The 24,947-nt window shown below is 47.5% G+C and carries 14 protein-coding genes; 3 read left to right on the top strand and 11 right to left on the bottom strand.

The annotated features are described in order from the left end of the window. Positions 1–118: 118 nt before the first annotated feature. Both KWJ01_RS22270 and KWJ01_RS22265 read right to left on the bottom strand, forming a co-directional pair. Positions 119–1,525, bottom strand: coding sequence for a pitrilysin family protein (locus KWJ01_RS22270; protein WP_224999334.1), 1,407 nt, complete (start codon positions 1,523–1,525; stop codon positions 119–121). Beyond that, positions 1,497–2,831, bottom strand: a complete 1,335-nt coding sequence (locus tag KWJ01_RS22265; RefSeq protein ID WP_224999333.1) for a pitrilysin family protein — start codon at positions 2,829–2,831, stop codon at positions 1,497–1,499. The genes KWJ01_RS22270 and KWJ01_RS22265 overlap by 29 nt, the downstream gene beginning before the upstream one ends. Before the next feature lie 234 nt (positions 2,832–3,065). Here KWJ01_RS22265 and KWJ01_RS22260 point away from each other — a divergent pair, with 234 nt between their 5' ends. Beyond that, positions 3,066–4,619, top strand: a complete 1,554-nt coding sequence (locus KWJ01_RS22260) for a T9SS type A sorting domain-containing protein (RefSeq protein WP_224999332.1) — start codon at positions 3,066–3,068, stop codon at positions 4,617–4,619. Positions 4,620–4,721: 102 nt separating this feature from the next. Here the strand turns inward: KWJ01_RS22260 and KWJ01_RS22255 are convergent, their stop codons facing one another. From KWJ01_RS22255 to KWJ01_RS22245, 3 genes are all read right to left on the bottom strand, one after another. Beyond that, positions 4,722–5,624 carry an aminotransferase class IV gene (locus KWJ01_RS22255; protein WP_224999331.1) on the bottom strand — a complete coding sequence of 301 codons (903 nt, stop codon included), beginning with the start codon at positions 5,622–5,624 and terminating at the stop codon, positions 4,722–4,724. A gap of 5 nt (positions 5,625–5,629) precedes the next feature. After that, entirely contained in the window at positions 5,630–6,349 is a 720-nt protein-coding gene (locus KWJ01_RS22250) for a sulfotransferase family protein (protein WP_224999330.1), read from the bottom strand. A 118-nt stretch (positions 6,350–6,467) separates the two neighbouring features. Next, positions 6,468–7,079, bottom strand: coding sequence for a hypothetical protein (locus tag KWJ01_RS22245; RefSeq protein WP_224999329.1), 612 nt, complete (start codon positions 7,077–7,079; stop codon positions 6,468–6,470). Between the two features lie 757 nt (positions 7,080–7,836). On the opposite strand from KWJ01_RS22245, the gene KWJ01_RS22240 reads away from it, so the two are divergent. Next, positions 7,837–8,607, top strand: coding sequence for a hypothetical protein (locus KWJ01_RS22240; protein ID WP_224999328.1), 771 nt, complete (start codon positions 7,837–7,839; stop codon positions 8,605–8,607). A 294-nt stretch (positions 8,608–8,901) separates the two neighbouring features. Here the strand turns inward: KWJ01_RS22240 and KWJ01_RS22235 are convergent, their stop codons facing one another. Continuing rightward, complete coding sequence (locus tag KWJ01_RS22235; RefSeq protein ID WP_224999327.1) at positions 8,902–10,575, bottom strand: glycosyltransferase family 39 protein; 1,674 nt, start codon at positions 10,573–10,575, stop codon at positions 8,902–8,904. Positions 10,576–11,628: 1,053 nt separating this feature from the next. Here KWJ01_RS22235 and KWJ01_RS22230 point away from each other — a divergent pair. Then, positions 11,629–12,054: a response regulator gene (locus KWJ01_RS22230; RefSeq protein ID WP_224999326.1), complete on the top strand. Its 426-nt coding sequence runs from the start codon at positions 11,629–11,631 to the stop codon at positions 12,052–12,054. Positions 12,055–12,223: 169 nt separating this feature from the next. Here the strand turns inward: KWJ01_RS22230 and KWJ01_RS22225 are convergent, their stop codons facing one another. The 5 genes from KWJ01_RS22225 to KWJ01_RS22205 form a co-directional block, all read right to left on the bottom strand. Continuing rightward, a complete protein-coding gene (locus KWJ01_RS22225) occupies positions 12,224–13,570 on the bottom strand; it encodes a vanadium-dependent haloperoxidase (RefSeq protein WP_224999325.1) in 1,347 nt (448 codons plus the stop codon). A 41-nt stretch (positions 13,571–13,611) separates the two neighbouring features. Further along, entirely contained in the window at positions 13,612–16,953 is a 3,342-nt protein-coding gene (locus KWJ01_RS22220) for a VCBS repeat-containing protein (protein WP_224999324.1), read from the bottom strand. Further along, the gene (locus KWJ01_RS22215) at positions 16,943–20,284 is read right to left on the bottom strand and encodes a VCBS repeat-containing protein (RefSeq protein ID WP_224999323.1); all 3,342 of its coding nucleotides are present in this window, start codon (positions 20,282–20,284) and stop codon (positions 16,943–16,945) included. The genes KWJ01_RS22220 and KWJ01_RS22215 overlap by 11 nt, the downstream gene beginning before the upstream one ends. An 86-nt stretch (positions 20,285–20,370) precedes the next feature. Further along, entirely contained in the window at positions 20,371–21,873 is a 1,503-nt protein-coding gene (locus KWJ01_RS22210; protein ID WP_224999322.1) for a RagB/SusD family nutrient uptake outer membrane protein, read from the bottom strand. Positions 21,874–21,892: 19 nt separating this feature from the next. Then, positions 21,893–24,859 (bottom strand): TonB-dependent receptor, encoded by a 2,967-nt coding sequence (locus KWJ01_RS22205; RefSeq protein WP_224999321.1) that lies wholly within the window; start codon positions 24,857–24,859, stop codon positions 21,893–21,895. Between the last annotated feature and the right edge of the window lie 88 nt (positions 24,860–24,947).

The raw sequence follows: 24,947 nt of genomic DNA, 5'->3' as shown, positions 1-24,947 counted from the left end.
CCCGAAAAGCCTGTCAAACCTATGCGAATCTGGCAGATCCCCGCACACGCGGAGATAACGGGATATTGGAAACAGGAATAGGAATAAGGCGTGATGAAAGTTAGGAATGGAAGAACCACTAAAATCCATCCGCCTTGATCTCTTTTTCTGTTACTGCGCCCCATTTTTTGGCAGTTTCGCGCAGGTCTTCGGCTTTGCCAATGAGTACAAACTGCAGATTTTCTTTCGGGAAGTACTGACGGGCAATGGCATTGGCACTCTCTACATCCAGTGCGGCTACTTTTTGCTGAAAGGTGTTGATGAAATTTTCATCGAAACCATGCCAGTACATATCGGTAAGCAGGCGGGCCAGCGAGCCGGCAGTTTCGTAGCGGGGCGGAAACTGGCCCTGCACATAGCTTTTGGCAGAAGCCAGTGTTTCGGCATCAATGCCCTGCTCCTGCAGCCTGCCGTAGGTTTTAAGCGCCAGGTCTATGGCCTCTTCGGTACTTTCGTTTTTGGTAAAAGTACTGATCACAAAGCGGCCACCCTGCTTGTAGCTGTCGAAGCTGCTGCGGGCACCATAGGTAAGGCCGCTGTTTACCCGCAGTTCATCGTTGAGCCAGGAGGTAAAGCGTCCGCCCAGGATGGTATTTACCACCTGTATCGGCACCCAGTCAGGATTGTTGCGGGCTACACCAGGGCCGCCGATGTAGAAGGTTGTTTCGCGGGCATCTGGTTTGTTCACCAGCAGCACCCTTGCCGCATCTGGTGCAGGTAGTTGTGCCGTTTGTACGGCTGCTGCATTTCCTTTGCCCTTCCAGTCTTTGAAAAGCGACTGGATCTTTTTCTTCATCTCTTTTGCATTAAAATCACCTACTATGGCCATGGCAGCGCCCCCGGGCTGGTAATTTTGCTTGTAGAAAGATTGTATATCGGCTACGGCTATGTTTTTTAGCCCTTCTTTGGTACCGCTGGAGGGGCGTGCATAAAGGTGATCACCAAACACAAAGTTATCGTAGTAATCAGAAATAACACTTCGGGGACTTTCCTTTGCCTGATCGTACTGCACCAGCAGGCGGCTTTGCAGTTTTTCCCACTCCGTGGCATCAAACTTTGGATCTACCAGCAGGTCATGAATGATACCCAGCACCAGGTCTGCATCTTTCTTGGCAAAGCTTGCCTGCAGGTTAGCGGTTTCCTTATCGGCCCAGGTATTTACAGAAGCGCCTACAAAATCCAGCGCCTCTTCCAGCTCCTGCTTGCTGCGCTTGCCTGCACCAAACATCAGAGCATCGGCAGTTACAGCCGCCAGGCCAGGCTTAGCGTTTTCGTAAATAGTGCCGCCTGGCAGAACGGTAGATACACTGATCAGGGGCACCTCTTTTTGCTCCATCAGGTAAAGGGTAAGGCCATTGGGCAGTACCGTTTTCTGGTAAGCGGGCAGCTTAAAGTTCTGCGCCTGCACGCCTAGGGCAACACCAAACAGCAGCAGAACTGCCAGAAGCAGAGGTTTATTATTGTTGATCATCTTGGGCAAGTTCATTGGAAAGGTCTTTTAAAACACCAACAGTACGGTTAGGATTGGTCAGGTACTTTTTAGCCACCCGCTGAATATCGGCTGCGGTTACCTGCTCATAAAGTTTGGGGGCATCGAACATTTTGCGGTAATCGCCAAAGAACAGTTCGTAAGTGCCCAGGGTGTTGGCTTTGCCATTGATGGTTTCCAGGGTACGGTACAGCTCCATCAGCTTAGTGTTTTTTGCTTTTTGCAGCTCGCGCTCGCTTGGCCCTTCTTCTACAAACTTAGCCAGCACCCCATCAATAGCGGCCTCCAGCTTTGCCTCATCGGCATCGCCACCGGCAACTGCATAGAGGTACATAAGGTTAGGATCGAAGCTTTCGGGGAAGTAGGTAAACACATCGGTGGCTACCTGCTGCTCATCTACCAGCGCCTGGTGCAGGCGGCTGCTATTGCCTCCGCTCAGGATCACATTCATCAGCTCAATGGCATAAAAATCTTCGTGACTGGTGGCGGGGGTGTGCCAGGCCATCATCAGGTTAGGGGTGCTCACTTTTTTATGCACCCTCACCCGTTTTTCGCCCTGCTGCTCCGGCTCTACGGTATGGATTTCACGTGGTGGCTCCTGTGCTTTTATGCTGCCAAAGTACTGCTGGGCCATGCGCTTAACCTCCGGCACTTTTACTGCTCCGGCTATTACCAGCACGGCATTATTTGGTGCATAGTAGGTCTCGAAATAGCGCTGCAGGTCTTCCTTGGTCCAGTTTTTTATATCAGATTCATAGCCGATCACCGACCAGCGGTAAGGGTGGGCCATAAAGGCAGATGACTTTACCTGCTCGTGCAGCATCCGGAAGTTACTGTTCTCCAGGCCTGTGCTGCGCTCGCTTAACACCACTCCGCGTTCGCTCTCCACCATCTCATCGTCAAGGGCCAGGTTGGCAATACGGTCGGCCTCCAGGTCGAAAATAGTTTCGAGGGCACTGCTCGGAAACCAGTTGGTGTATACGGTAAGATCTTCGGTAGTATAGGCATTGTTGCTGCCACCGGCGGCTTCCATGGTACGGTCGAACATTTTAGGGCCGTACTTTTTAGCACCATTGAACATCATATGCTCGAAGAAATGGCTTAGGCCGGTAATGCCGGGATATTCATTGCGGCTTCCCACCTTCCAGAACAGGTACATATTGGCATTGGGAATGGAATGATCTTCCAGCACCAACACCTTCATGCCATTATCAAGGGTAAAGGTGTTGACATCTTCGGGCTTATTTTGCCCCTGTGCCAGCCCCGCCCAGCAGAGCAGGCCCAGCAGGAATAGTTTCTTCATAAGTTTTCAGTATAGGAAATAATAACACTGATCATAATTAACCACTAAACATACAAAATACTTTCTTTTAAACTCAATGGCTATGGGTTAAGGAGTAGTGGCAGAATTTGAAGGATGAGTGGCTTTAAAGTTTAAACTGGAAAGTTTGATCAACTGTATCTGTAAGGTATGCTGTAGGATTTGTTTTTACTGGAATAGACTTCTGAGCAAATTGCTTCTTATCCTAAAACATAGATGATTCAGCTCTATACCCGCACAATCTCCTCTGTATTGATCCTTTTATGTATGTGCCTGCATTCGGGGCTTGCTCATGCCACACACATAAGGGCCGGGGAAATTACCGCAAGCAGAACAGACTCACAGGCATTAACCTTTGAAGTCACCCTGAAAGGTTATGCCGACCGTGACTCACAGGTAATATTTGGCAGCAATGGCACGCTGGATTTTGGAGATGGCACCTCCCTGGTGATCAATAATGACGGTGATACACAGCCCGGAGACCTTAATTATGTATCAAGAGAGGCTTTGAACGCCGATACCTGGGTATATATACTTAAGGTAAGTCATACCTTTCCTTCTGCAGGTCACTATATTGTATCCTTTAGAGAGTTTTACCGAAATGAAAACGTGCTGAACATGGACAATTCGGTAAATATGCCATTTTACATTGAAACTGCTATTTTCATAGATCCTTCTGTAGAAAACAACCATACTCCGGTATTTAAAAGGCCTGCTACTGACAGAGCCTTTGTTGGAAAAACCTATCATCACCAACCAGGTGCCGTTGATGAAGACGGTGATAGCCTTTCTTATCACCTGGGCATTAGCCAACAAGACCTGAATATACCTGTAGCGGGCTTCCGCTTTCCTGACAAATCTTTCCCTGAGGGTGATCCCAGAAATGGCAACAGCGAAAGCGGGGCTACACCAAACATCAGTATTAATCATTATACAGGAGATATAAGCTGGGATGCTCCAGGCACAAGAGGTGAGTACAGCATAAGCTATTATGTAAAGGAATGGCGAAAAATAAATGGAAAACACCAACTTCTTGGCTATGTAATGCGTGATATGCAGATTATTGTAGAAGACCTGGGGGAAACAAAGCATCCGCAGCTATCTTTTCCATTTACTGCTGGACAATTAGCACCAGCCGCAGGAGAAGCTGTAGGTTTTACTATTACGGCCTATGCTCCTACTGTAAATGATAGTGTGGTGCTGGAGATCTGGGGAGACTTTGTAGATCGTGCCAATGTTAGCGCATCCAGCCGCAGTGTTAGAGCAAAGGGGGAAGCTTCCATCAACATTGAATGGACTGGCGAAGAAAACAAGGAACAACATTATCAGCTGATTGCCAGATCTTACTACCCTGCCCTCCCCAACTACACCCGCAACCGTAGTGTGTATTTCTACTTCAAAACCAGTACCGATCCAGAAGAAAACCAAGCACCAGAGGAGGACGAAGATACCGGTGCTGAGGAAAACCCGACACCGGAAGAGGAGGACAAGACAGATCCCCTTGGTGTACAGCCCACTGCCAGCACAACCTTACAGGCATTTCCAAATCCAGCGAAGGGTGGCAAATTTTACTTAAGCATGCCTGAAGCTACAGGCAAGATAGTCTCCTACCAGATCTTCGACACCAGGGGCTTGTTAACAAAACAAGAAACAAATGTGATTATGCAGGAGAAACATCCTCTGGAGCTGTCCGGGGCTCAAAAAGGAATTTATCTCCTGCTAATTAACGCTAACTCAAAAGTTTACAAAAGTAAGCTGGTAGTGCAGTAACAAAGCACGGGCAGGCAAATTTTTAGAATCCCATTCAAACCAGCAACTGATTTGCAGTCAAGGTCTTTTGTAACAATACTAATTAGCTTAAATCATCTGCTACTAAAAAGGCAGTGCTTCGCTAAGCTCGGGCACCTTGCGCTCAAAAGCAGCATGTACCTGTTCTTTCAGGGAGCTACCCCATTTGTTTTCAATCTTTCTGCCGTCAATGGCCACCACAGGGGTTAGCTCGCCCATGGTACCGCAGCAAAACACCTCATCTGCATTGTAAAATTCGGTAAGGGAGAGGTTTCTTTCCACTACCTGCAGGCCCAGCGCGCGGCCAATTTCAATCACCAGGCCACGGGTAATGCCGTGCAGGCAGGCATCGGCATGCGGGGTGTAGAGCACGCCCCCCTTTGCCATAAACAGGTTTGTGTCGTTGAGCTCTGCTACAAAACCATTGGCATCGAGCATAAGGGCTGCATCAACACCGGCTACATTCGCCTGAATTTTAGCCAGAATGTTGTTGAGCAGGTTGTTGTGGTGAATTTTACTATCCAGGAATTTGGGAGAATTACGCTGAATGGAAGAGCTGATCACCCGGATTCCGTTTTCATTGTCATATACCAGTGGCTTCCATTCGGCCAGCACTATAAGGGTGGTACCCTTGGTGTTCAGGCGCGGGTCCATGCCAGAGGTAACTTTTTCACCACGCGTTAGGGTAAGTCGTATATGCGTTTCGTCGCGCATGCCGTTGGCCTGTAGGGTGGCAAAAATGGCTTTTTTGACTTCTTCCCTGGCAGGAATCTCGCTAAAAGCAAGGGCTTTGGCAGAGTGCTCCAGCCGCTCCAGGTGCTTATCGAGGCAAAATATGCCGCCCTGGTACACCCGCAGGCCCTCCCATACGGCATCGCCGCCCTGCACTACACTATCGAAAACCGAGACTTTAGCTTCGTTCCGGTGGCACAGGCCATTTACCCATACCTGAATATCTGCATTTTTAGGATTGTACTGTTGAAGCATTGTTGTTATTCTAAAGTAATTGCAAATTGGTTTAAATAAGTGAAATAGGGCTCTACCTCCTCCAGCAAGGCGCTGTACTGCTCCGGTACAGCAGAAGCACCGGAAGGAGGTGCCTGAAAGCCGGAGCTTTTATGCACATTGCCGTACCAGTACTTTGCCCAGCTGCCATCTTCCGGCCGTGGCCCTGGCTGCCAGCTTAGCATCCCCTCATCAAAAGCGATACCCAAAGCAGCACATAGCTTCCCTAATACCAGGGCTGGATTCTGCAGCACAACATCTGAATTGAGCACCAGGGGCGCATTGCCCTTTTCCTTCAGTGCTTTAAACAGTTCAGCAGCATGCTTAAGGCCAATTTCAGACTCATTGAGTGCTGGCACCACCTTGGCAAAGGAAGTAATGAGCCGGGCTGGATCGCGGATCAGGAATACATTGTGAAGCTTTTCACAAAAGGAGGCTTCTAAACCCAGCAGGTGCTTTGCCATGTTCTTGAAAAAGACTACCTCAGTGGCATAGCGCCCGAAGATTACCTCCTCAATTACCTGCCGGGGCTCGGCACTCATGCTGGCAAGCACTTCTTCCCTACCCGGATGCCGGATGCCGGTATGAGCCAGGTAGTAGGCGTAAAAGGGCTCATCTACCACAGTGGTGTCGCTGCGCTGGGCAAATGAATACATCAGGGCTGTAGAAATATTACGCGGACCTGAAATAAGATGAATGCGGACCATCTTAATGATTTTGATGAATTTAGAAAATGGAAGGGCTATCGCTGGCCTCTTTCGCTTTACGCCCAGGCATCTGAATTGCCTGGATTTGGACCTTAAGATGGGAAATATAAGCAGCCAATCAGACAAACTGAGGCACTTTTTTGTGTTTATCAAGCCCGATTGTCTCAAACTTAATGTTCTTATAGCTGGCGGTATGCCTAAACTCTTCTATAATTTCCAGTACATCATCATCAATATTTACAGAGCGGGTTGCGTCAATCACTACTTCAGAATCTTCGGGCAGGTGATCGAGCGTAAGCATCATGCTGGCTTTGTTCAGAAAGGTAACTTCTTCCGATAGGGTTAACCTGATTTTTTCACCCTTCTGGTGCTCTTCTTTATGAAAAAAATAAGGAGTCTTATAATTATCACGTAAAATAAAGAATACCGAAACAGCACCTCCAATTAAAATGCCTGTGATCAGGTCGGTGAACATTACAGCCACTACCGTAAGAAAGAAAGGCAGGAAGCGCCGCATGCCAGCCCTGTACATCTGCCTGTAGAGCGGAAAAGAGGTTAGCTTATACCCAACCACAAACAGCACGGCAGAAAGAGAAGCCAGCGGAATCATGTTGAGCACCCTTGGCATTGCCATTACACAAATTAACATAAGGGTGCCGTGGGTAATGGTTGAAAGCGGGAGGGCAATTAAAAATACAACCAGGCCGGCTGGCAAATCGGTCTTTTTCATGAGAAAAGAGCCCGCTCTTTACATGGTGCTGCGCTCTTGTATGATTGTTATTCATAACAGATAGTAAAAAATTGATTTGTGATTAATATGTTCTTTTGAAAAGGATACTCTTGCTGTATAAGCTGGCGCTTTACCCCCTGGCAGGAGAGGCTCTCCTCTTTTGGAAAACACTTCGCATAAGCACCACAAGCCTAAATGCAACTGCAGCCTGATTAAGCTGCGGCATATACTGCAGAGCTGGTGCCGGCTGTTTATAAATTGAAGCAAATGCCTTAGAAAGCATGTGAAGATGTTTTTCGCTGCAAAAAATAGGATAGCAGCTAATGTATTCCTGGAAACAGAAACTGGATTACCGGAAAATAGAAAGCACAGAAAGTGGCACGTCCGGCACGCTTTAAGAAAGGATCAATCGATGGATAGCATCATCATCATAATGTGAAGATAGGAAAAAATTGGCAGGCAGTCTATTTTTCTATGGAACCAATGCTTTCAGCAAAGGCAAAAAAATAACTGAACCAGCAATTCAACTACAGGAAAAGGAAAAGCAAGGCAGCAACAGAGTAGCAATACTGCGGTTTAAAAAAAATTAACTTAAAAAAAACCTTTCCATAACATTGTAGTTTATTATCATTTTAGGATATTTATATATGACACATTGATCAGCCATTCTGTGTCAAAGCCATTATCCGCTGCTAAAAACCCACAGCAGACACCTGATAATCAATTTTTTAACTTCTCCGATTTAAACTTCACATGTATGGAAATTACCAGCAAGCCAAATAGGATCATTTTTATATTAGGCATAATCATTAGCTTCCTGATTCTGGCAAATATAGCAGGCATGGTTGCCAGGTTTTCATTCGGCTATGAATCTTCTTACCTGATTGAGCTTTTCAATTTAGATAAAGAGAATAATATACCAACCTATTTCTCCAGTTTGCTGCTGCTTGGTTGTGCTGCAACATTGGGAATAGTGGCTTTTCTGGAAAAGGAACGTAAGTCGGGCAAACAGCTGTACTGGATGGGCCTTTCTTTTATCTTTCTACTTCTCAGCATTGATGAATCGGTGCAGATTCATGAGCGGATTGGTGCCTGGACCCAAAATACACTCCAGACCTCCGGTGTTTTCCATTTTGCCTGGATTATCCCCTACGGACTGCTGGTGCTGGTAATAGGGGCTGCCTATACCCGTTTTGTATGGAATCTTCCTCTCAGAATAAAGAAACTAATGATCCTATCGGGTGCCATATATGTTGGTGGCGCCCTGGGCATGGAAGCACTGGCCAGCTATCACTACACCCAAACTTTTGAGAACAGCCTTACACTAGTAGTTTTTACCATCATTGAGGAGTCTATGGAGCTGACTGGTCTCCTCTTGTTTCTCCGTAGCCTGCTGTACTATGTAGATGCTGAGTTTGGAGGAGTTGCTTTCAGGCTTACATCAAGAGGGGAAAACCTGATTAGCGAAGCAAATGAATTGCTTTACGAACGTAAGGGGGCGGTAAATAAACCCCGACTGGCCAAATAAAACTCATTTTCTTTCCAGTGTCTGTACGTAAGTACAGGTAAATGGAAGGTGATTGATTAACAGGCAAAATAAGCGAACAGACAGGTGCTCAAAGGCACAAGAACAAGAGCCTTTGAACACCATAATTGGTACCATAGCTGCAGCCCTGCAAATGCCGGGCTGCAGCTGTGTTCAGGGGAAGCCCTAATGATTTTTATTCCTGACTTTCCAGAGCCTGTAAACAGCTGTAGCCAACACAGCCTCTACCAGTGTTACCCAGGAAAGTAAACAGAGCAGCCTACACTTTTGTGTTGCTTACTCGAACAGCCTTATCCCTGCATTAAGCCTCACATAAGACTCTACCTCCCGCTTGCCCATAGACTCAAGATCCCGGCACACCAGGGCTCCGGATGCATTTACATCTTCGTGGTACCATGCCGGCTGGTGGTCGTACTCACCAATATCTATCGTTAGCAAAGGATCATGCACAAACCACACCCTGCCAGGCTGTGCTGCATTTTGGTATTCGGGCCTTAACCTGCGGAGGTACTCTTCGGGATCTTTGGATACCAGGCGAAAGTCATTAAGCTGAATGCCGCCCAGGTTCAGGTCATAGGCTTCGTTGTAGTAATCGTAGTAATGCTTTGCGTTCCAGTAAACGTACACCACATCATCCTGCTGCATTCTTTCTTTAAGAAACAGAATGCCCTGCCGGTAGTATGATATTTTTCTGCTTCCGAACTGTTCTGGTTGCAGTACCTGGTCAACCGACTTCCAGAAAGGCCAGAAGAGTAAAATTGCCGGAAAGATAAAGCGCCACTGTGCATGCGCAGGAAAATAATTTGTAACGGCAGCACAGCCATGGGCAATCATGAGTATGAGCAAAGGTGCCAGAAAAACGGTTAACCTTTCATAAAAAGGATACTGTTCCAGCAGGCCTGCAAAAAGAGTGAGCCCCAGTGGCAGCACCAGTATCAGCAAGGCTTTGCGGTTGTGCCTGAAGAACGTATACATGCCGGCACCCCAGAATAAGAACAAAACCAGCGGCATCTTAAGCAGTAACTTTAGGATAGGGTTTCCCAGCGCATGAATCTGGCTGGCATTCCATAATATACCTAAAGGGTAGTTGAGCAAGCTGTAAATAGACTGGGCAAGCCAAACCACTACATCTTTTGCCGATGCATTCAGGGGTAAAAATCCATTCCGCAGCCTGAACCACTCCACCAGCCAGTCGGAGCCGGTATGCTTATAGGTGAACAGGTAAAAATTAAGAGCAAAACTAAAGAACCAAAGGCTAAAGGGGATGAGGGAGGCAAACAGCCGGTTCCAGTCTTTTGTAAACAGATAATAGAGGCTAAGGCCAATAGCGATACCAGCCAGAACAAATATGGCCGCATAAGAAAACCAGAGAATTAGCGCCCCCCATAACCCCCAAAGAAAAAGGGAGCTGTAATCCTGCCGCTGGTGGTAGCGGGTGTACAGGTACAGCGAAACAATGGAAGCCAGCATTTCTGTACAGTACTGCTTGATCTCCACACTATGATACACCAGTACCGGAGCAAGTGCAAGCATACCCACAGCCAGCACCACACCCAACGGTTTAAGAAAGTAGCGTGCCACCGGCAGGAAAACAAATAGCGAAGTAATACCAGCCAGTAGAGGAACAAGCCTAAGGGCCATCTCCTTTTTACCAAAAAGAACCACCGAAAGCTTTACCAGCCACAGAAAGCCAAGAGGTGCCTTCTGCTGATAATCCAGCATGGGGCTGGTTAGCTCAGCAAAGCTCATTTTAATTAGGCTGGTAGACAGATAGATCTCGTCTATGAACAAAGACCTGTTATTAAAGTAGTGGAACAGCCTTAAAAAAACGCCAACTGCCACCAATGTCCATACAATTTTCTTCGATATTCTATGCAGTTTATCAGAGGAGGGTGATAGCTCTGCAACTGTAGCCTGTGCAGGAAACATAGTTCTGAGCGTTGTTAACATGGCAGTTTAATTATAAAAAGTTATTTAAGCACTGCTCAAGAAAAAACTTTACTAACAAAAAAATAAACTCCAACAACACAGTTCTTGTAGCAAATTTGCCCTAAAGAGGCCAATCTGCAGCAAATTTATAAGATAATGACTATTTATTTTATGCTATTTGAAATATTTATAAATTCTTAACACCAGCAGGGGGTTGCTGTGGGTAATGCCCCTGGCTACCGCCTGCTGGTGTTATGCTGCCTGGATAATCATTTTCCCTCCGTCTGCACCCTTTTATCCCCCTGCTGTCCAACTGCTGAAAGCATTATGCTTTTGCTTATTGGGTGTTCCGGAGAAATTATTATCTTTAGATACAGCTATGAAATTAATCAAAAGCACCCCCACTCCACCCTGAATCAGGATTCCTGAACTGCTGCCGGTTTCTCCATGAGCAGCTGTACTGGCTATTATCATTATTGATAAGCGCTAAAGCGGTTACATTCCGCAAGTAAATAACGCTTATCAGCCGGTACTACAATCTTCTTATTTATGCTGTTGCCGGGATAACTCCCCGATCAGCAGCACCTCCAAAAATATTTCTTTTATGAAGCTGAAGCAGGTATTTACTGGCTTGCTAGACTTTTTTTATGATTTACTGGACCTGGATAAAAGTACAAATCATAAAAAGCCCAGAGCAGAAAGCAACACAACTGAAAATCAGGACTTTCAAACGCTTTTCATCATAGTACTATGCTATGTACTGCTCCTGATACTTGGAAGATACGGATAAACCTGCCCCACCAGATCAGTGCATATCTATGAGCATGCCTGCCTAGTGGCTTCGTACCTTTTGTAAATATTTAACGTCTTGCTGTTAAACAGTACCGAGTGAGTTTAAAATAATGATGGAACCAACCGAATCAGAGCATGCTTTCAGCAGCCTGGCAGGTATGTTACATGATACTTCTTCTAAAGAATTCTTCTTGGCACATGCAAAGTGTACAGGATGCCAGGCAAGAGCTATTGGCAGGCTTACACTTGTAGTGGCCGGAGGATACGCAAAGATTTAAATAAATGGATAGAAAAATAAAGAGCATCATGTTTATTGATGATGACGAAATCATTGGCATGGTTACACAGAGGCTTTTGGAGCATATGCAGGTAGCGGAAGAGGTGCTGGCATTTTCCGATAGCCTTAAAGCTCTTAAGTTCTTGAAAGAAAAATATAGAAATAACGCAAAAAATCAGCGCCAAACCGGACCAGACCTGGTGCTGTTAGATATTGACATGCCAGGATTTGGAGGCTTTGAAATTCTGAACATATTGAAAGATTTAAGAAAGGCCGGGCTGGCAAACCTGGATAACACCAATTTTGCAATTGTAACCTCTCATAAAACCGAGAAAGAAGAGCAATTAGCCAGCCGCTATGATGTGCTTGCTGTTTTGGAAAAACCCTTAAAGCTGGAGGAAATCAGAAACCTGATCAGCAAAATTGAGTGAGTCACAGCTGCTGATGGATTCCGTTAGCTTTTAAGTTAAACTGTATAAACCACCCCCGCTGATGCCTTCAAAATTCTCTTATGCAGGCCAGCTGTTGCCGATCAAATTTGCCAGACCTTGGGCTCAGAGATTGTGCTAGAGGTTTGATCCGTTACTAAAAAACTCTTCTCTATTCCATGCTCTCTGCCAGTGCGGATCTTTGGGTTTTAATACGCTGCACTGCCAGCTCGCCCACCGCTCTGCCCTGCACCACACCATTAGTAATGGCCGGCCTGTAGTGGATGCCGCCATACAACCTGCTGATAGCTGCTTCATCGGCAGCTTGCTTAAACGAGCTGAAGGATCGTGCCGGCAGGCCATAGCGCACTTCCGTAGAGTCTATATAAGCAAAATTATCGCCAAAGAGCGAGGTAAGCATAACACTTGCCGCCGTTGAAATAACACTGTGCCCGCTGGGATACTCCGGAAAAGGTGGTGTTTGCAGCAGGGGGGCCCAGCTTTCGTCGAGGTGGCGGTTAATAACAGTTTCCGGACGAATAAGATTGCTGCGGTACTTTTCATCCCAGCAGCTGATAAAGCCATCGGCTACCGAAACGGCAGTTAGAGCATACACCTGCGCCGTGCGCGTAAGGCTGGTGTTCTCCTTCTGGCAGGCTATTTTGGCAATGCCCATCCAGTGGCCGCCCGGGGTTATTTTTTTAGCGGCAAACATCACATGGCCATGCACATTCATTACGTAGGGGTTGCAGTCCCAGAAGCTGGCAATTTCTCTTTGCTCCTTACTTAGGTTTTTACCCACCTCATATACCTCTGCAACCTCCTGCATAAAGGGGCTCTCTTTTGCTTCGCTGTAAAGGGTTGGCCGTGGAGGCATAAACTGGTTGCAGGAGTCCAGCACAAAGGGACGGATCTTGAACCAGTGTGGCTCTATGGCTTCCATATAAGCCGGAGGTGTGGGTTTCCACTTACCTGGATCTTCACTGGCGATGGTATGTTTTTCGTAGGTTCGGGTTTGTTTATAATTATCGCTGGCAGCCCAGGCCAGAATGTGGGCCGAGGCAAGCTGGCTGTACTCAAGCGTTTGCCTGAGAAGCTCTTCTGAAATTCCCTGCTCCAGCAGGCTTTGGTGCCATTGCTGGCGGTAGGCTTCTACCTTATCATCAGAAAAGGTAAGGGCTTTGCCTGTTAGCAAAAAAGCATCTACCGCAGCTACCTGGTGATTAACAGGCAGCTTTGGCCGGGGCAGTGGCTGCAGGCCATTCAGCTGCCCTGCCAGCGGCTGGTATACGGAATCGTGCAGGGCCAGCACCTCGTAGGCAGCAATGCTGGCGTAGGCGTAAATACGGCTGGCAACCGGCGGGGAGAAAATATCATGCACGATTACATCCGTAAGCTGCTGCATGCCATGGTGCAGTGCATCAGGGCTTACTGTTACTTCACTGGTCTCCTTTTGCTGCAGGCTGCAACCCCAGCAGCACAGCAGCAATAATGTGCCCAGGTAAAAAGATCTTCCCATACCGTTGATGTTTAGATGGTTCTATATCAAAAAAGAACTCTTCATTGTAAAAGAGCCCTCTCCTGCTTTGGCTTTAACAGCTGAAGGGGAGCATTATTCCTGCTCACAAGCACAAGCTCCTGCCCCTGTAGCCTGATCTTTTGTATATCGCGTACCTGCCCTTCGATCAATACCCCACTTTGTGCAGGTGGAACCACAGTAAAGTGGCCGTTTCCTGCATTACGCATCAGGGTACCGTAGTCGGCATCATAGCGGCCCCGCTGAATGTTTACCTCGTAGTGGTTGCCACCTGAGAGGATATCCAGCTTGCCGTCCTTATCAAAATCCAGCAGCAACAGCGCCTGAATTGGAGAAAACTGTGCCTGTGCCGGCAGTGGCTCAAAGCTGAAGCCAGCATCGCCATTATTGAGGAAGATGCCTGAGCGAAACTCATAGGCGTACTGTTTTTCAGCTTTGCTTATTAGTTGCTGCTCAAAGAGACTGGTTTGGTCTGCACTGGCAAAATCGCCATATTTTACATACTTGCCCTTCACTTCCCGGAGCTGGCTCACCACCTCATCGCGCGTGGCGAAAAGGTATTGCCTGTCACCAACATAGTGATACAGAAGCGGGTCGGGCTTTTCATTACCATCAAAGTCATGTACCAGGAGGCTTACCGGCTTATCCGGACTTGCTTTCAACTTAGAATTAAGTCCCAGGTTGCCGGCAACCAAATCCAGGTCGCCGTCGCCATCAAGGTCGGCTACCTTTACCACATTCCACCAGCCGTTAGTTTTTTCCAGTGAGGAAATATCTGCTTTTTCAAGTTTTCCTTTTCTGTTGCTGAATATGGTGATGGGCATCCACTCTCCCACCAGCAGCAGCTCGTCAAACCCATCGCCATTCAGGTCGGCCCAGCGGGCATCTTTAACCATACCGGCATTGGCAAGACCCGCTACATCGGCGCTGATGTCTTTAAACCTGCCCCCGCCCTGGTTTTGCAGCAGATAGCTGTTTGGGGTGCTGCCATAATTCCAGGGCACTACACGGCCGCCAATGAACAGATCCTGGTCGCCATCGCCATCATAATCTGCTGCAGTTACGCAGGAGCCGGTTACATAGATACCCGGAGCTGCCTTTTGATCTCTGCTGAAGTTTCCCCGGCCATCGTTCAGGTAAAAGCGAACTTCCAGGGCAGCACTGTGTGCCTGAAATTCGTTGCCGCCACTCACCACTACCAGGTCCAGGTCCCTGTCATTATCATAATCTACAAATGTTGCCCCCACATCTTCTGCCAGGCTATCGGCCCTGAAGAGTGCAACATTAGTGCTGGCAACTCCCTGCGCAGTTTGAACAAACAGGCTGCCCGGCTGCCGTTTGGCACCGCCTACAAAAAAATCATCAAGTCCATCGCCGTTCACATCGCCTACAGCTAGTTTCGGCCCTTCTGTAGAAGTCATGTGGGGGAGCAGGGCTTCCCTGTTAAATTCAATATATTTGTTCTCTTCGTGCTTATATGGCACTGGCAATACTGCGGTTAAATCGGTAAAAGCAGGTACCTCAGCTGCTTTTGTAAATGAATAAGTGCCAGTGGCATCTGCCTGATCCAGGGTTAGTACACGGTTGCCCTTAAGCCCCTGCAGCTCCTGGAACCTACGGTCTGGCCATACCACAATCAGCTTGTCTACCAGTGAGTCTTCTCCCAGGCCTATCGTCAGGTCATCACTTACGGCAGACTGGTAACCACGTGTTGGATAGTGCTCAAAGGTAAGCACCTGCCCCTTTTTAGGAATGATGATTTTGGCACCGATCCCAAAGCGGTTATTACCCTCCCCTTTAAGACTGATCTTAAGGTAATTACCACCCTTATTCTTATCATCGATGGTAAGGTTTTTATAAATAAAGGCGGGCTGGTTTACATTATTGGCAACCAGATCCAGGTCACCATCGCCATCCAGGTCGGCATAGGCAGCACCGTTTGAGAAGGACTCCTGGTTGAGGCCCCAGCTTTGCGAAACATCCTCGAAAGAGAGGTCTCCATTATTTCTAAAAGCTGCATTAGGAATTTTAACCTCGGGCATTTTTTCGGTGAGCAGCAGGTCTTCTTCGCTGATGTTACCAGCCAGGCGCGACTGTATGGCTTCGCTGGATACATAGTTGATGTAGTCCAGGTCGTTGGAGCGGCGCTTAATGCCATTGGCAATGTAAATGTCTTTGTAACCATCCAGGTCCAGATCGGCAAAAAGGCCCGACCAGCTCCAGTCTGTAGCGGCTACACCTGCCTGCAAGCCTATTTCGCTGAACTTGCCATTACCCAGGTTAAGCTGCAGCGTATTGCGGGCAAACTGGTGGTTATAGCCGTAATCTATCTTAAACTTATATATTTCATAAGCATCTTCTGCTGCCGATGCCTTTAGTTTCACAGGGTCTGAGGGGAGCATATCCAGCGACAGGATGTCGGGCAGCCCATCGTTGTTGATGTCGGCAATATCGTTACCCATGGAATAGCGGCTGGTATGCTGCATCATCTTTTCCAGGCTCTCTGTAAAGGTACCATCTCCATTATTCAGGTAGAGGTAATCATTTTCGTGGAAGTCGTTGCCTACATAAATATCGGGGTAGCCATCCCAGTTGATATCTGCAACGGTAACACCCAGGCCATAGCCCAGGGCGCTGCTGTAAATACCGCTGCCGTCAGTAACATCGGTAAAGCTGCCGCCATCGTTGCGGAGCAGTTTGTCACCTGCCAGGGGGTGAGACTCCTGCCGGATGGATGCCTTGGCAAAAGTACCATTGGAGTGCACCGAGTGGTTGAGCATGTACATATCCAGGTCGCCATCTGCATCATAATCGAAAAAGGCAGCCTGGGTGGAGAAGCCGATCAGATCGAGCCCATAGGCTTTGGCCTCGTCCTGGAACTGCGGTACGCCCTCTGCACTATTGCCCTTGTTGATGTAGAGCTGGTTTTTACCCCTGATGTTCTGGAAATCCCCAAGCTGGCTCACGTAGATATCGAGCCTGCCATCGCCGTTTACATCGGCCATGGTAACGCCGGTGGTCCAGCCTTTTTTTCCCTGCATTTTTACCTGACCGGTTATATCTTCAAACTTAAAATTGCCCCGGTTCAGGTACAGCTTGTTTTCGCCCTGGTTGGCAGTAAAGTAAAGATCGGGCAGTCCGTCGCCATTTAAGTCTCCGGCAGCCACGCCGCCGCCATTGTAGAAATAGAGATAAGAAAAGATGTTGTGCTGTACACTCTCCTCTAATCTGTTCTCAAAGGTAACACCGCTCTGCTCGGGAGAAATTAGCTCAAAGCGCGGCTCAGATGCAGTATGGCAGGCTGATGCAAAAACTGCAGCAGCTGCTACCGCTATTGCCAGGCTTAAATTGATATTAATATGCATAGAGTTGTACCGTTTCGTTGTTTCTGGCAAAAATGACCCGTTTTTTACCACTGGCAGTTTTAAGAATAGCCGACTGGCTCACCACCCCTTTTACATCCAATCCTGTTTGCTGCTGTTTAAGCACCTGAAAGCTGCGGTCTGGTGCTACTTTTACTACAATGCCAGTGTTCGCATCGTAGCGCCCCTCTTCTGGCTTTGTTCCATCAAAATTGCCGCTAAGCAGGAGATCAATTGTTCCATCTCCGTCAAAGTCATCCACCAGTACAGACCTTACCGGTGAGTACTGCACCTCATCGGGCAGGGGCTGCACTGTATAGGTTCCATCGCCATTGTTGTAAATTACGCTGGTAGCCAGGGTGTGGGCTACCCGGCGAATGGCTTTGGTTAGCTGGTCGGGAGAAAATACATTTTGCACACTCTGGCCGGCGTAGGCCTGGTAGGTATTATACTTTTTCTTAAGGCTGCTTAGCTGCTTAACCAGGTCGTGCCGCAGCACCAGGGGACTCTCCTGTCCATTTCTTGTTTGAGCAAAGATTTGCTCAATGGTCTGGTTATCGTCAAAGTCTGCCACGTAGAGCGAGAGCGGCGCTTCCGGGGAGGCGGAGAACTTTGAATTCAGGCCCCAGTTGCCAACTACAAAATCTATGTTACCGTCCTCATCCAGGTCGGTTGCTTCAATGCTGTTCCACCAGCCTTCTGCTTTTTCCAGTCCTTCTGTATTATTGAGCCGCTCCAGGTTTGCTCCGTTATTTTTGAAGATGGTGGGCGCACTCCACTCTCCGACTACCACCAGGTCAAGGTCCTTATCACTATCAACATCAGTCCAGACAGCATCGGTTACCATACCAAAATCGCCTAAAGAAGGAGATACTCTGGCGGTTACATTGGCAAAATTACCCTCACCATTATTTTGCAGCAGGTAGCTTGCTGCAGAAAGACCGTATTGTCCGGGTATGGCACGGCCACCCACAAAGAGATCAACATCGCCGTCGGCATCCCAATCGGCAGCCTTAACAGTGGAGCCCATGGAGTAAAATGCAGGCAGGCAGGTTTCGCAACGCTCAAACTGAAGGCCACCCCTGTTCAGGTACAGCCGGTCCTGCAGCATTCTGGCATCGGAAGCAAACTCGCTGCCGCCGCTTACTACATAGAGATCCTGCCTTCCATCGCCATTGGCATCGAAAAACAGGGAACGTACGTCTTCATATTGCTGGTCTTTATTAAAAGCAGCCATCGATTTCACCTTCAAACCTCCTGCTTTATCCTGCAGGTAGAGCTGTCCGGGCTGCCCGCTGGCACCGCCTACATATACATCGTCGAGGCCATCGCCATCTGCATCGCCTATGGCCAGCGCCGGACCTTCTTTGGAAAGCATGTGGTAAATAAGGCGCTCCCGGTTAAAATCTACATAGTAGTTTTCCTGGTGGGGGGTGGCAGCGGGTAATGCTACAGGCGTAAACAATGTGTTTTTTATTGCCCCTGCATTTGGCTGTGTGACTCCTGCGGGGGGAGCTTCTTTTGCCTGCTTAATATCCAGCTGCAGCAGCTGGTTTGCCTTAACCTCCTTTATCGTTTGTGTTTTGCCATAGCCCCAGTTTACCACCAGGCTATCGAGGGCAGCGGTTTTGCCCAGGCCAAAGTGCAGGGTATAGTCCATAGAAGACTGGAACCCCTTGGTAGGAATATTCTCAAGCATCTGCACCTGGCCTGCTGCATAGGCATACACACGGGCACCTATGCCAAAAGTATTCTGTGCAGGCCCCTTCAGGGATACCTTCAGGTAATGATTACCCTGCAGCTCATTGGCATTGTTCCGGTAAATGCCTGCCTCTTCCTGTAGGTTATTCACCACCAGGTCCAGGTCGCCATCGCCATCCAGGTCGCCGTAGGCGGCGCCATTAGAGAAACCGGCCTCTGCCAGACCCCAGGCTTCTGCTACATTCTGGAAGCGCAAATGCTGCTGCTGCTTAAAAAGGTAGTTTGGAATTTTGGTGGAGGGCATTTTTTCTACCAGGCTTTTGAAATCGGCCTTGCCCTCACGCATGGTAGCCAGCAGGGTTTCTTCGCTGGCCATGTAGTTGATAAAGTCCTGGTCGATCAGGTCGCGCTCTATGCCATTGGTAACGAAAATTTCTTTGGTGTTATCATTATCAAAATCGGCAATAAGGGCGCCCCAGCTCCAGTCTGTGGCATCTACTCCGGCATACTGCCCTACCTCCAGAAAATTGCCATCGCCGCGGTTCAGCTGCAGGGTATTGCGCATGTACTGCTCGTAATAATCGTTTTTGAGCTTAGCCTGGTAAAGATCATAGTCATCGTACATAACCATGGTTTTAAGGCGGCGATCATCTTCGGGCAGCATGTCCGTTACAAAGATCTCAGGGGCGCCATCGTTGTTAAGATCGGCGGCATCGGTACCCATGGAAAAGTTACTGATATGGCCAATGCGCTGCGGAAGCTCATCTTTAAAGGTGCCGTTTTTTTGATTGATGTAGAGGTAGTCCCGCTCAAAAAAATCATTGGAGATGTAGATATCCAGCCAGCCATCGCTGTCAACATCTACCACGGTTACACCTAGCCCAAAGCCCACCACACTGCCCCAGATACCGGCCGCTTCGCTTACATCTTTAAATTTTCCGCTATCGTTGCGGTAGAGCTTGTCGCCGCCGGTGCTATCACGCTCATGGCGTATGTTGTTCATGCCCAGGGTAGAAACCGGGCGGAATGAATTGTTCAGTACGTAACAGTCCAGGTCGCCATCCTGATCATAATCAAAAAAGGCTGCATGGGTGCCAAAGCCCTTATCGGCCAGTCCATAGGCTGCTGCCTGTTCTGTAAAAGTGAGGTCTCCGTTATTGATGTAAAGCTCGTTTTCCCGGTTACCGCCCTCTACATCGCCTGAGTTGCATACGTAGATATCCAGCAGCCCATCGCCGTTTACATCGGCCATGCTCACGCCGGTAGACCATATTTTATCCTTCAGGATGCCTGCCTTATCAGTAATATCTTCAAATGTAAGTGGAGTTTCCCCTGCTTTACCTTTATTGAGGTAGAGGCGGTTTTGCTCCATATTAGAGGTAAGGAAGATATCGGGCAGGCCATCGTTGTTGATGTCGCCAATAGCTACACCGCCGCCATTATAGTAATTGCGGTAGCGAAATACATCAAAATCTTCGCTTAGGGTAAGTACATTTTTAAAATCCACACCCGTTTGGGCGGCAGGCAAACGGGTAAACAGCCGGGTTTCGGGTTCGGCATCTTTCTGCTTGCAGGAGAGTAGACAAATACAAGCAAAAGCAGGCATCAACAACGCAGCAGCAATCCTCTTCATTCTTTTAATTTCAGCAAAATAGAAAGAGAAAGCAAGTAAGTACAGACTTACTTGCTTTCCATAATACCATAAATTATCAGAATAAATTAATAGCCCGGGTTTTGCTCCAGGTTAGGGTTTGAGTCGATGGCTACCTGCGGAATTGGGAACAGTACTTTTGTAGGATCTGTAACTGTTTTCTCATGCCAGGTATCGGTGAAGGTTCCAAAACGAATTTGGTCTGTTCTCCGAACACGCTCCCAGTATAGCTCACGGCCTCTTTCATCCAGTATGGTCTCCAGTGTGGCAGGAATCGACTCCACTCCTCTTAAAGCCCTTAGTGCATCCAGCATGCTTTGGGCTGTTTCACCACCGGTAGCCGTACCCCCTCTAAGAATGGCCTCTATCTTCATCAGGTATACATCTGCGTACCTCAGTAATACCAAAGAGCCAATGTTTACATCGGGGTGGTATTTGTACACACGTATGCCTGCCTGATCGTTGTTACCTGCTATTTGTACCTCTGGGGTAAACGTTAACTGATCACCTCTTCTGTTCAGGATTGGCTCACCATTGGCATCCACCTGGGGTCCCACCTTAAAGCCCTGGCCAGGTGTGTGTGGTTCGCCAAGCCGCTCGTCCTCCATACTAAACTTGTCGTAAAAATCAGCAAGGGTAACAAAGCCATTCCAGCCACCGGGATTCATATTGTAATGGGCACCCATATAGTAGTAAGCCTCTGGTTGTGCTGTTACGCTCTTTGGCGTTGTAAGGATCTTTTCTGTTGTTTCAACGTCCTGAAAGTTCTGGAAGTAATCTTCATCCAGAGAAAAACCAGAGGCCGTTACAAGGTCGGCATACTCAATAACCTTGTTCATGTCGGCAGCATCGAAAGTATATGGCCCGGCAGGATTATCACTCAAGTATACTGCTTTGTTGAGATACAGCCTTGCCAGCAGGGCATAAGCAGCCGCTTTGGAAGCTTTTCCAGGGGGTACGCTTAGATCGTTGCCGGCGCCTGGCATTCCTTCCGGTAGATTTGGTATAGCCTCCTCAAGATCATTGATGATGAATTCAAAGGCTTCTGATCTGCTAAGAACCCTTGGATCAACCTCAACGCCTTCATCGATTTCACGAAATGGCACCTGGCCAAACAGATCCATAATGTAAAACATATTGAAGGCACGCAGGAACTTGGCTTCGGCAGCCTGCTGTGGAGTAGGATTTGAGCCTAAAACCTGATTACTGATAAACACAAGCGAATTGAGGCTGTTCCAGGAAACCCTGATCCAGTTGTGGGTAGGATCCCAGGTGTGCTGGTGCAACTGCCGCCAGATGCCATTATCACCCCAGTCAGTACCCCGTGTAGGGCCCATCATTTCATCTGTAGGATGCTCCAGTAAAGCCATCACGTTGTCCTGCCATATGTGATCTCCAAGCCTGTTGTAGTTTGTAGACAGAAGTGCAGCAGGATCACCTGAAGTGGCACCGCCGTCTGTTGTAACAGGAATAGAGTCTGAGAATTCAGTTTCCAGGTCGGTACAGCCAAAGGCTACCAGGCTGCAAATTGCGATGCTGCATGCTCGCTTTATATATTTATGCTTTAACATATATAGTAGTAGTTAAGGATTAAAGCGCTACACTTAGACCAAAAGTAAATGTGCGTGCTTTTGGATACGCGGTATAATCTATACCTGCAGAAGGTATACCGTCAATTGCCTTACTAATATTAACTTCCGGATCAAGACCGGTATAGTTGGTAAATAGCAGGAGGTTCTGGCCGGTAATAAAGATGCGTACGTTAGAGATGTTTCTGATGGTTCCTACTGGAAGCGTATACCCCAGTGTTGCATTTTGCAGCCTTACAAAATTGCCACTTTCCAGGAAGCGGGTGGAAACGTCAGCTGCGTTTAATGGCGACTCTCCATTACCAACCACATCTGCTGTAACATTCCGGCCAACTACCAAAGAACCTGAAGTAAAGAAGGCATTTGCAGTGTTGTTATAGATCTTGTGGCCAAACATGCCATTAAAGAAGAAGCCCAGATCAAAGTTTTTATACCTGAAATTGTTGGTTAAACCAGCCGTTACCTTTGGCAGTGGGGTATCGCCGGTAAACTGCTGCACATCACCTCCATTGTAGGTAGCATTACCCTCTGAGTCATAACCTGTAAAATCCCTAAGGTAGTAGGCATACAGGGGTTGATTATTAGCAATACGTTGGGCATATGCTCCAGTTAAACCCTGGCCGGTAATTTCGCCGGTGTTAGTAATACTGGTGTAGTTTACAACTTTATTTCTATTGTAGCCTACGTTACCATTTATATCCCAGCTAAAGGCAGTTGTATTAATGATGTTCGCTTCCAGATTAAGCTCTACCCCCTGGTTAATGATATCAGCATCGAGGTTTGTCCATACAAATGGCTGTGCTGCGGGTTGTGCCGCCACCTGCTGAATTAACAGGTCATATGTAGTTTTGTAGTAGTAATCCAGCGAACCCCTTAGCCTGTTGCTAAAAAAGCCATAATCTAAACCAGCGTTGAACTGTGCAGTAGACTCCCACCTAAGGTTAGGGTTTGCAAAGGCAACGTCTCCCAGGTCTCCACCATTAATATCTCCGTTTTCAGCAAATGAATAATCGCTGTACCTTTGCCGGGGGTACACCAGGTTATTTGGAATTTCCTGGTTGCCGGTAATTCCGTAACCCACCCTTAATTTCAGGTCAGAGAAAGCATCAGGAACAAAGGCTTCATCGGAGATCCGCCAGGCAACAGCTCCGGAGGGGAAAACACCATATTTATTATTCTCCCCAAATTTTGTAGATCCGTCAGCCCTAACAGTACCGGTAACCAGAAACTTGTCTGAAAAAAGTTTCAGATTGAAGCGTCCAAAAACCGACTGTAGTTCATCTACCCGGTTTGCGGTATTAACCAAAAACTGGTTTGCCGATGCCGAGTTGTTGATCATGATGTTCAAATCCCTTGTGCGATAGTCTCGGGTAAGTACTGTCTGGGTTTCATAATCAAACCTTTGATAGGCATAACCAAGCAAAAACTCTAAATTATTGTTTGAGTTCAGTTCTCGGTTATAGGTAAAATAATTTTCTACTAAGAGGTTATTTTCACGCACATCGAGGTAACCTCCCCTGCCTACATCCTGAATACCTGCCGCCACCAGATCGCCCGAGTAGGCTGCTTTACGGTTGGAGGTTGACTGATCAAACCCAAGGCTGGTACGGAAAGAAAGATCTTTATAAATTTTTACGTCTATCCCAAAGCTGGCCAATGCACGAATGGTATTGGTATAATCATCATTATAGGCAAGCATAGCAACAGGATTCAGTTGGTCAACACCAGGCTGGTTAAACGTGCCATCAGCGTTACGCACCGGACGTGTTGGATTTGCAATTATCATTGCTCCAAGTAGATCGCCCCGGAATCCCGAGTTGTTGGTAATGGGCACGTTCTGGTCTCTAACATTCGCCAGAGTAAGTTGGGTTGATAGAGTAATTCTGTCGTTCAGAAACCTTCTGTTGGCGTTAATCCTGCCTGTAATTCTTTTCAGGCCACTTTCATTTACGATACCCTCCTGATCCATATAACCTAAAGACAGCCTATAGCTTCCTGCATCGCTTCTATCGCTATAAGCAATGTAGTGGTTATGAGTAATGGCAGTTCTGAGAATCTCGTCCTGCCAGTCGGTATTCCCGCCTAGATCCAATGCCTCTCTGTCGCCACCCAATGCTTCTGCTCCGTCCAGAAAAGCTTCCCTGCCCAAAAGGTCAAACCGTCTGGTAATGCGACTGGTACTAATAGAGGAGTTAACCTCAAGGGTTTCGTTTTCACCCTGTCCTCGTTTTGTTGTAATTAAAATTACACCGTTTGCACCACGTGAGCCATAAATAGCAGTGGCAGAGGCATCTTTTAAAACGCTTACGTTTTCTATATCATTTGGGTTAATAAAGGTAAGCGGGTTACGTGCAGAGCTTGTTCCAAAGCCTACATCTGTACCAGCGCTCATTGCTTCACTACCACTTAATGGCACACCATCTATCACATATAAAGGATTGTTACCACTTCTGATAGAAGATGTACCCCTTATACGAATGGTCATGCCTGCTCCAGGCTCACCACTTGATTCTGTCACCTGTATACCAGCCGATTTACCTTGAATGAGCTGTTCAGGAGAGGAGATAACTCCCTGGTTAAACTCTTTTGAACTAATGGAGGTAACAGCGCCGGTAGCATCCTTTTTCTCCTGAGTACCATAACCTACCACTACTATTTCAGAGAGTTGCTCAACATCTTCCCGTAACTGCACATCAATTACGCTTCTGTTATTCACAGGCACTCGCTGTTCCAGATAGCCTATAAAGGAAAACACCAGCGTTGCATTGGGCGCTGCACTAAGTGCATAAGTACCGTTCATATCGGTAACGGTGCCGGTAGAAGTACCATCAATAAGGATACTTACACCAGGTAGAGCTTCACCACTGGAGGCGTCTCTTACGGCACCCGTAATTCTGCGCTCCTGTGCCAGTACCGGCTGCCACAAAACGCAGCCAAGTAAAAGTAGAACAAGTAGAATTTTTCTCATATGAAAAAAGTTGATTGGTTGCTGAGCTGACAAGCATCCATCAATATTGTAATTTTAATCTCTTTTTCAATGAATATCTTGGAATTTT

It is taken from the genome of Cesiribacter sp. SM1 (assembly GCF_020178975.1).
In the GTDB taxonomy this organism is placed as follows: domain Bacteria; phylum Bacteroidota; class Bacteroidia; order Cytophagales; family Cyclobacteriaceae; genus Cesiribacter.
Note: the sequence above shows the minus strand (reverse complement) of the source record. Positions and strands in the feature narration are given on the sequence as shown.

Excerpts from the sequence above, each read along its gene's own strand:
- KWJ01_RS22225 (WP_224999325.1), bottom strand. The coding sequence starts at position 13,570 with ATGGGAAGATCTTTTTACCTGGGCACATTATTGCTGCTGTGCTGCTGG.
- KWJ01_RS22220 (WP_224999324.1), bottom strand. The coding sequence starts at position 16,953 with ATGCATATTAATATCAATTTAAGCCTGGCAATAGCGGTAGCAGCTGCT.
- KWJ01_RS22245 (WP_224999329.1), bottom strand. The coding sequence starts at position 7,079 with ATGAAAAAGACCGATTTGCCAGCCGGCCTGGTTGTATTTTTAATTGCC.
- KWJ01_RS22205 (WP_224999321.1), bottom strand. The coding sequence starts at position 24,859 with ATGAGAAAAATTCTACTTGTTCTACTTTTACTTGGCTGCGTTTTGTGG.
- KWJ01_RS22230 (WP_224999326.1), top strand. The coding sequence starts at position 11,629 with ATGGATAGAAAAATAAAGAGCATCATGTTTATTGATGATGACGAAATC.
- KWJ01_RS22240 (WP_224999328.1), top strand. The coding sequence starts at position 7,837 with ATGGAAATTACCAGCAAGCCAAATAGGATCATTTTTATATTAGGCATA.
- KWJ01_RS22250 (WP_224999330.1), bottom strand. The coding sequence starts at position 6,349 with ATGGTCCGCATTCATCTTATTTCAGGTCCGCGTAATATTTCTACAGCC.
- KWJ01_RS22265 (WP_224999333.1), bottom strand. The coding sequence starts at position 2,831 with ATGAAGAAACTATTCCTGCTGGGCCTGCTCTGCTGGGCGGGGCTGGCA.
- KWJ01_RS22260 (WP_224999332.1), top strand. The coding sequence starts at position 3,066 with ATGATTCAGCTCTATACCCGCACAATCTCCTCTGTATTGATCCTTTTA.
- KWJ01_RS22235 (WP_224999327.1), bottom strand. The coding sequence starts at position 10,575 with ATGTTAACAACGCTCAGAACTATGTTTCCTGCACAGGCTACAGTTGCA.
- KWJ01_RS22215 (WP_224999323.1), bottom strand. The coding sequence starts at position 20,284 with ATGAAGAGGATTGCTGCTGCGTTGTTGATGCCTGCTTTTGCTTGTATT.
- KWJ01_RS22210 (WP_224999322.1), bottom strand. The coding sequence starts at position 21,873 with ATGTTAAAGCATAAATATATAAAGCGAGCATGCAGCATCGCAATTTGC.
- KWJ01_RS22270 (WP_224999334.1), bottom strand. The coding sequence starts at position 1,525 with ATGAACTTGCCCAAGATGATCAACAATAATAAACCTCTGCTTCTGGCA.
- KWJ01_RS22255 (WP_224999331.1), bottom strand. The coding sequence starts at position 5,624 with ATGCTTCAACAGTACAATCCTAAAAATGCAGATATTCAGGTATGGGTA.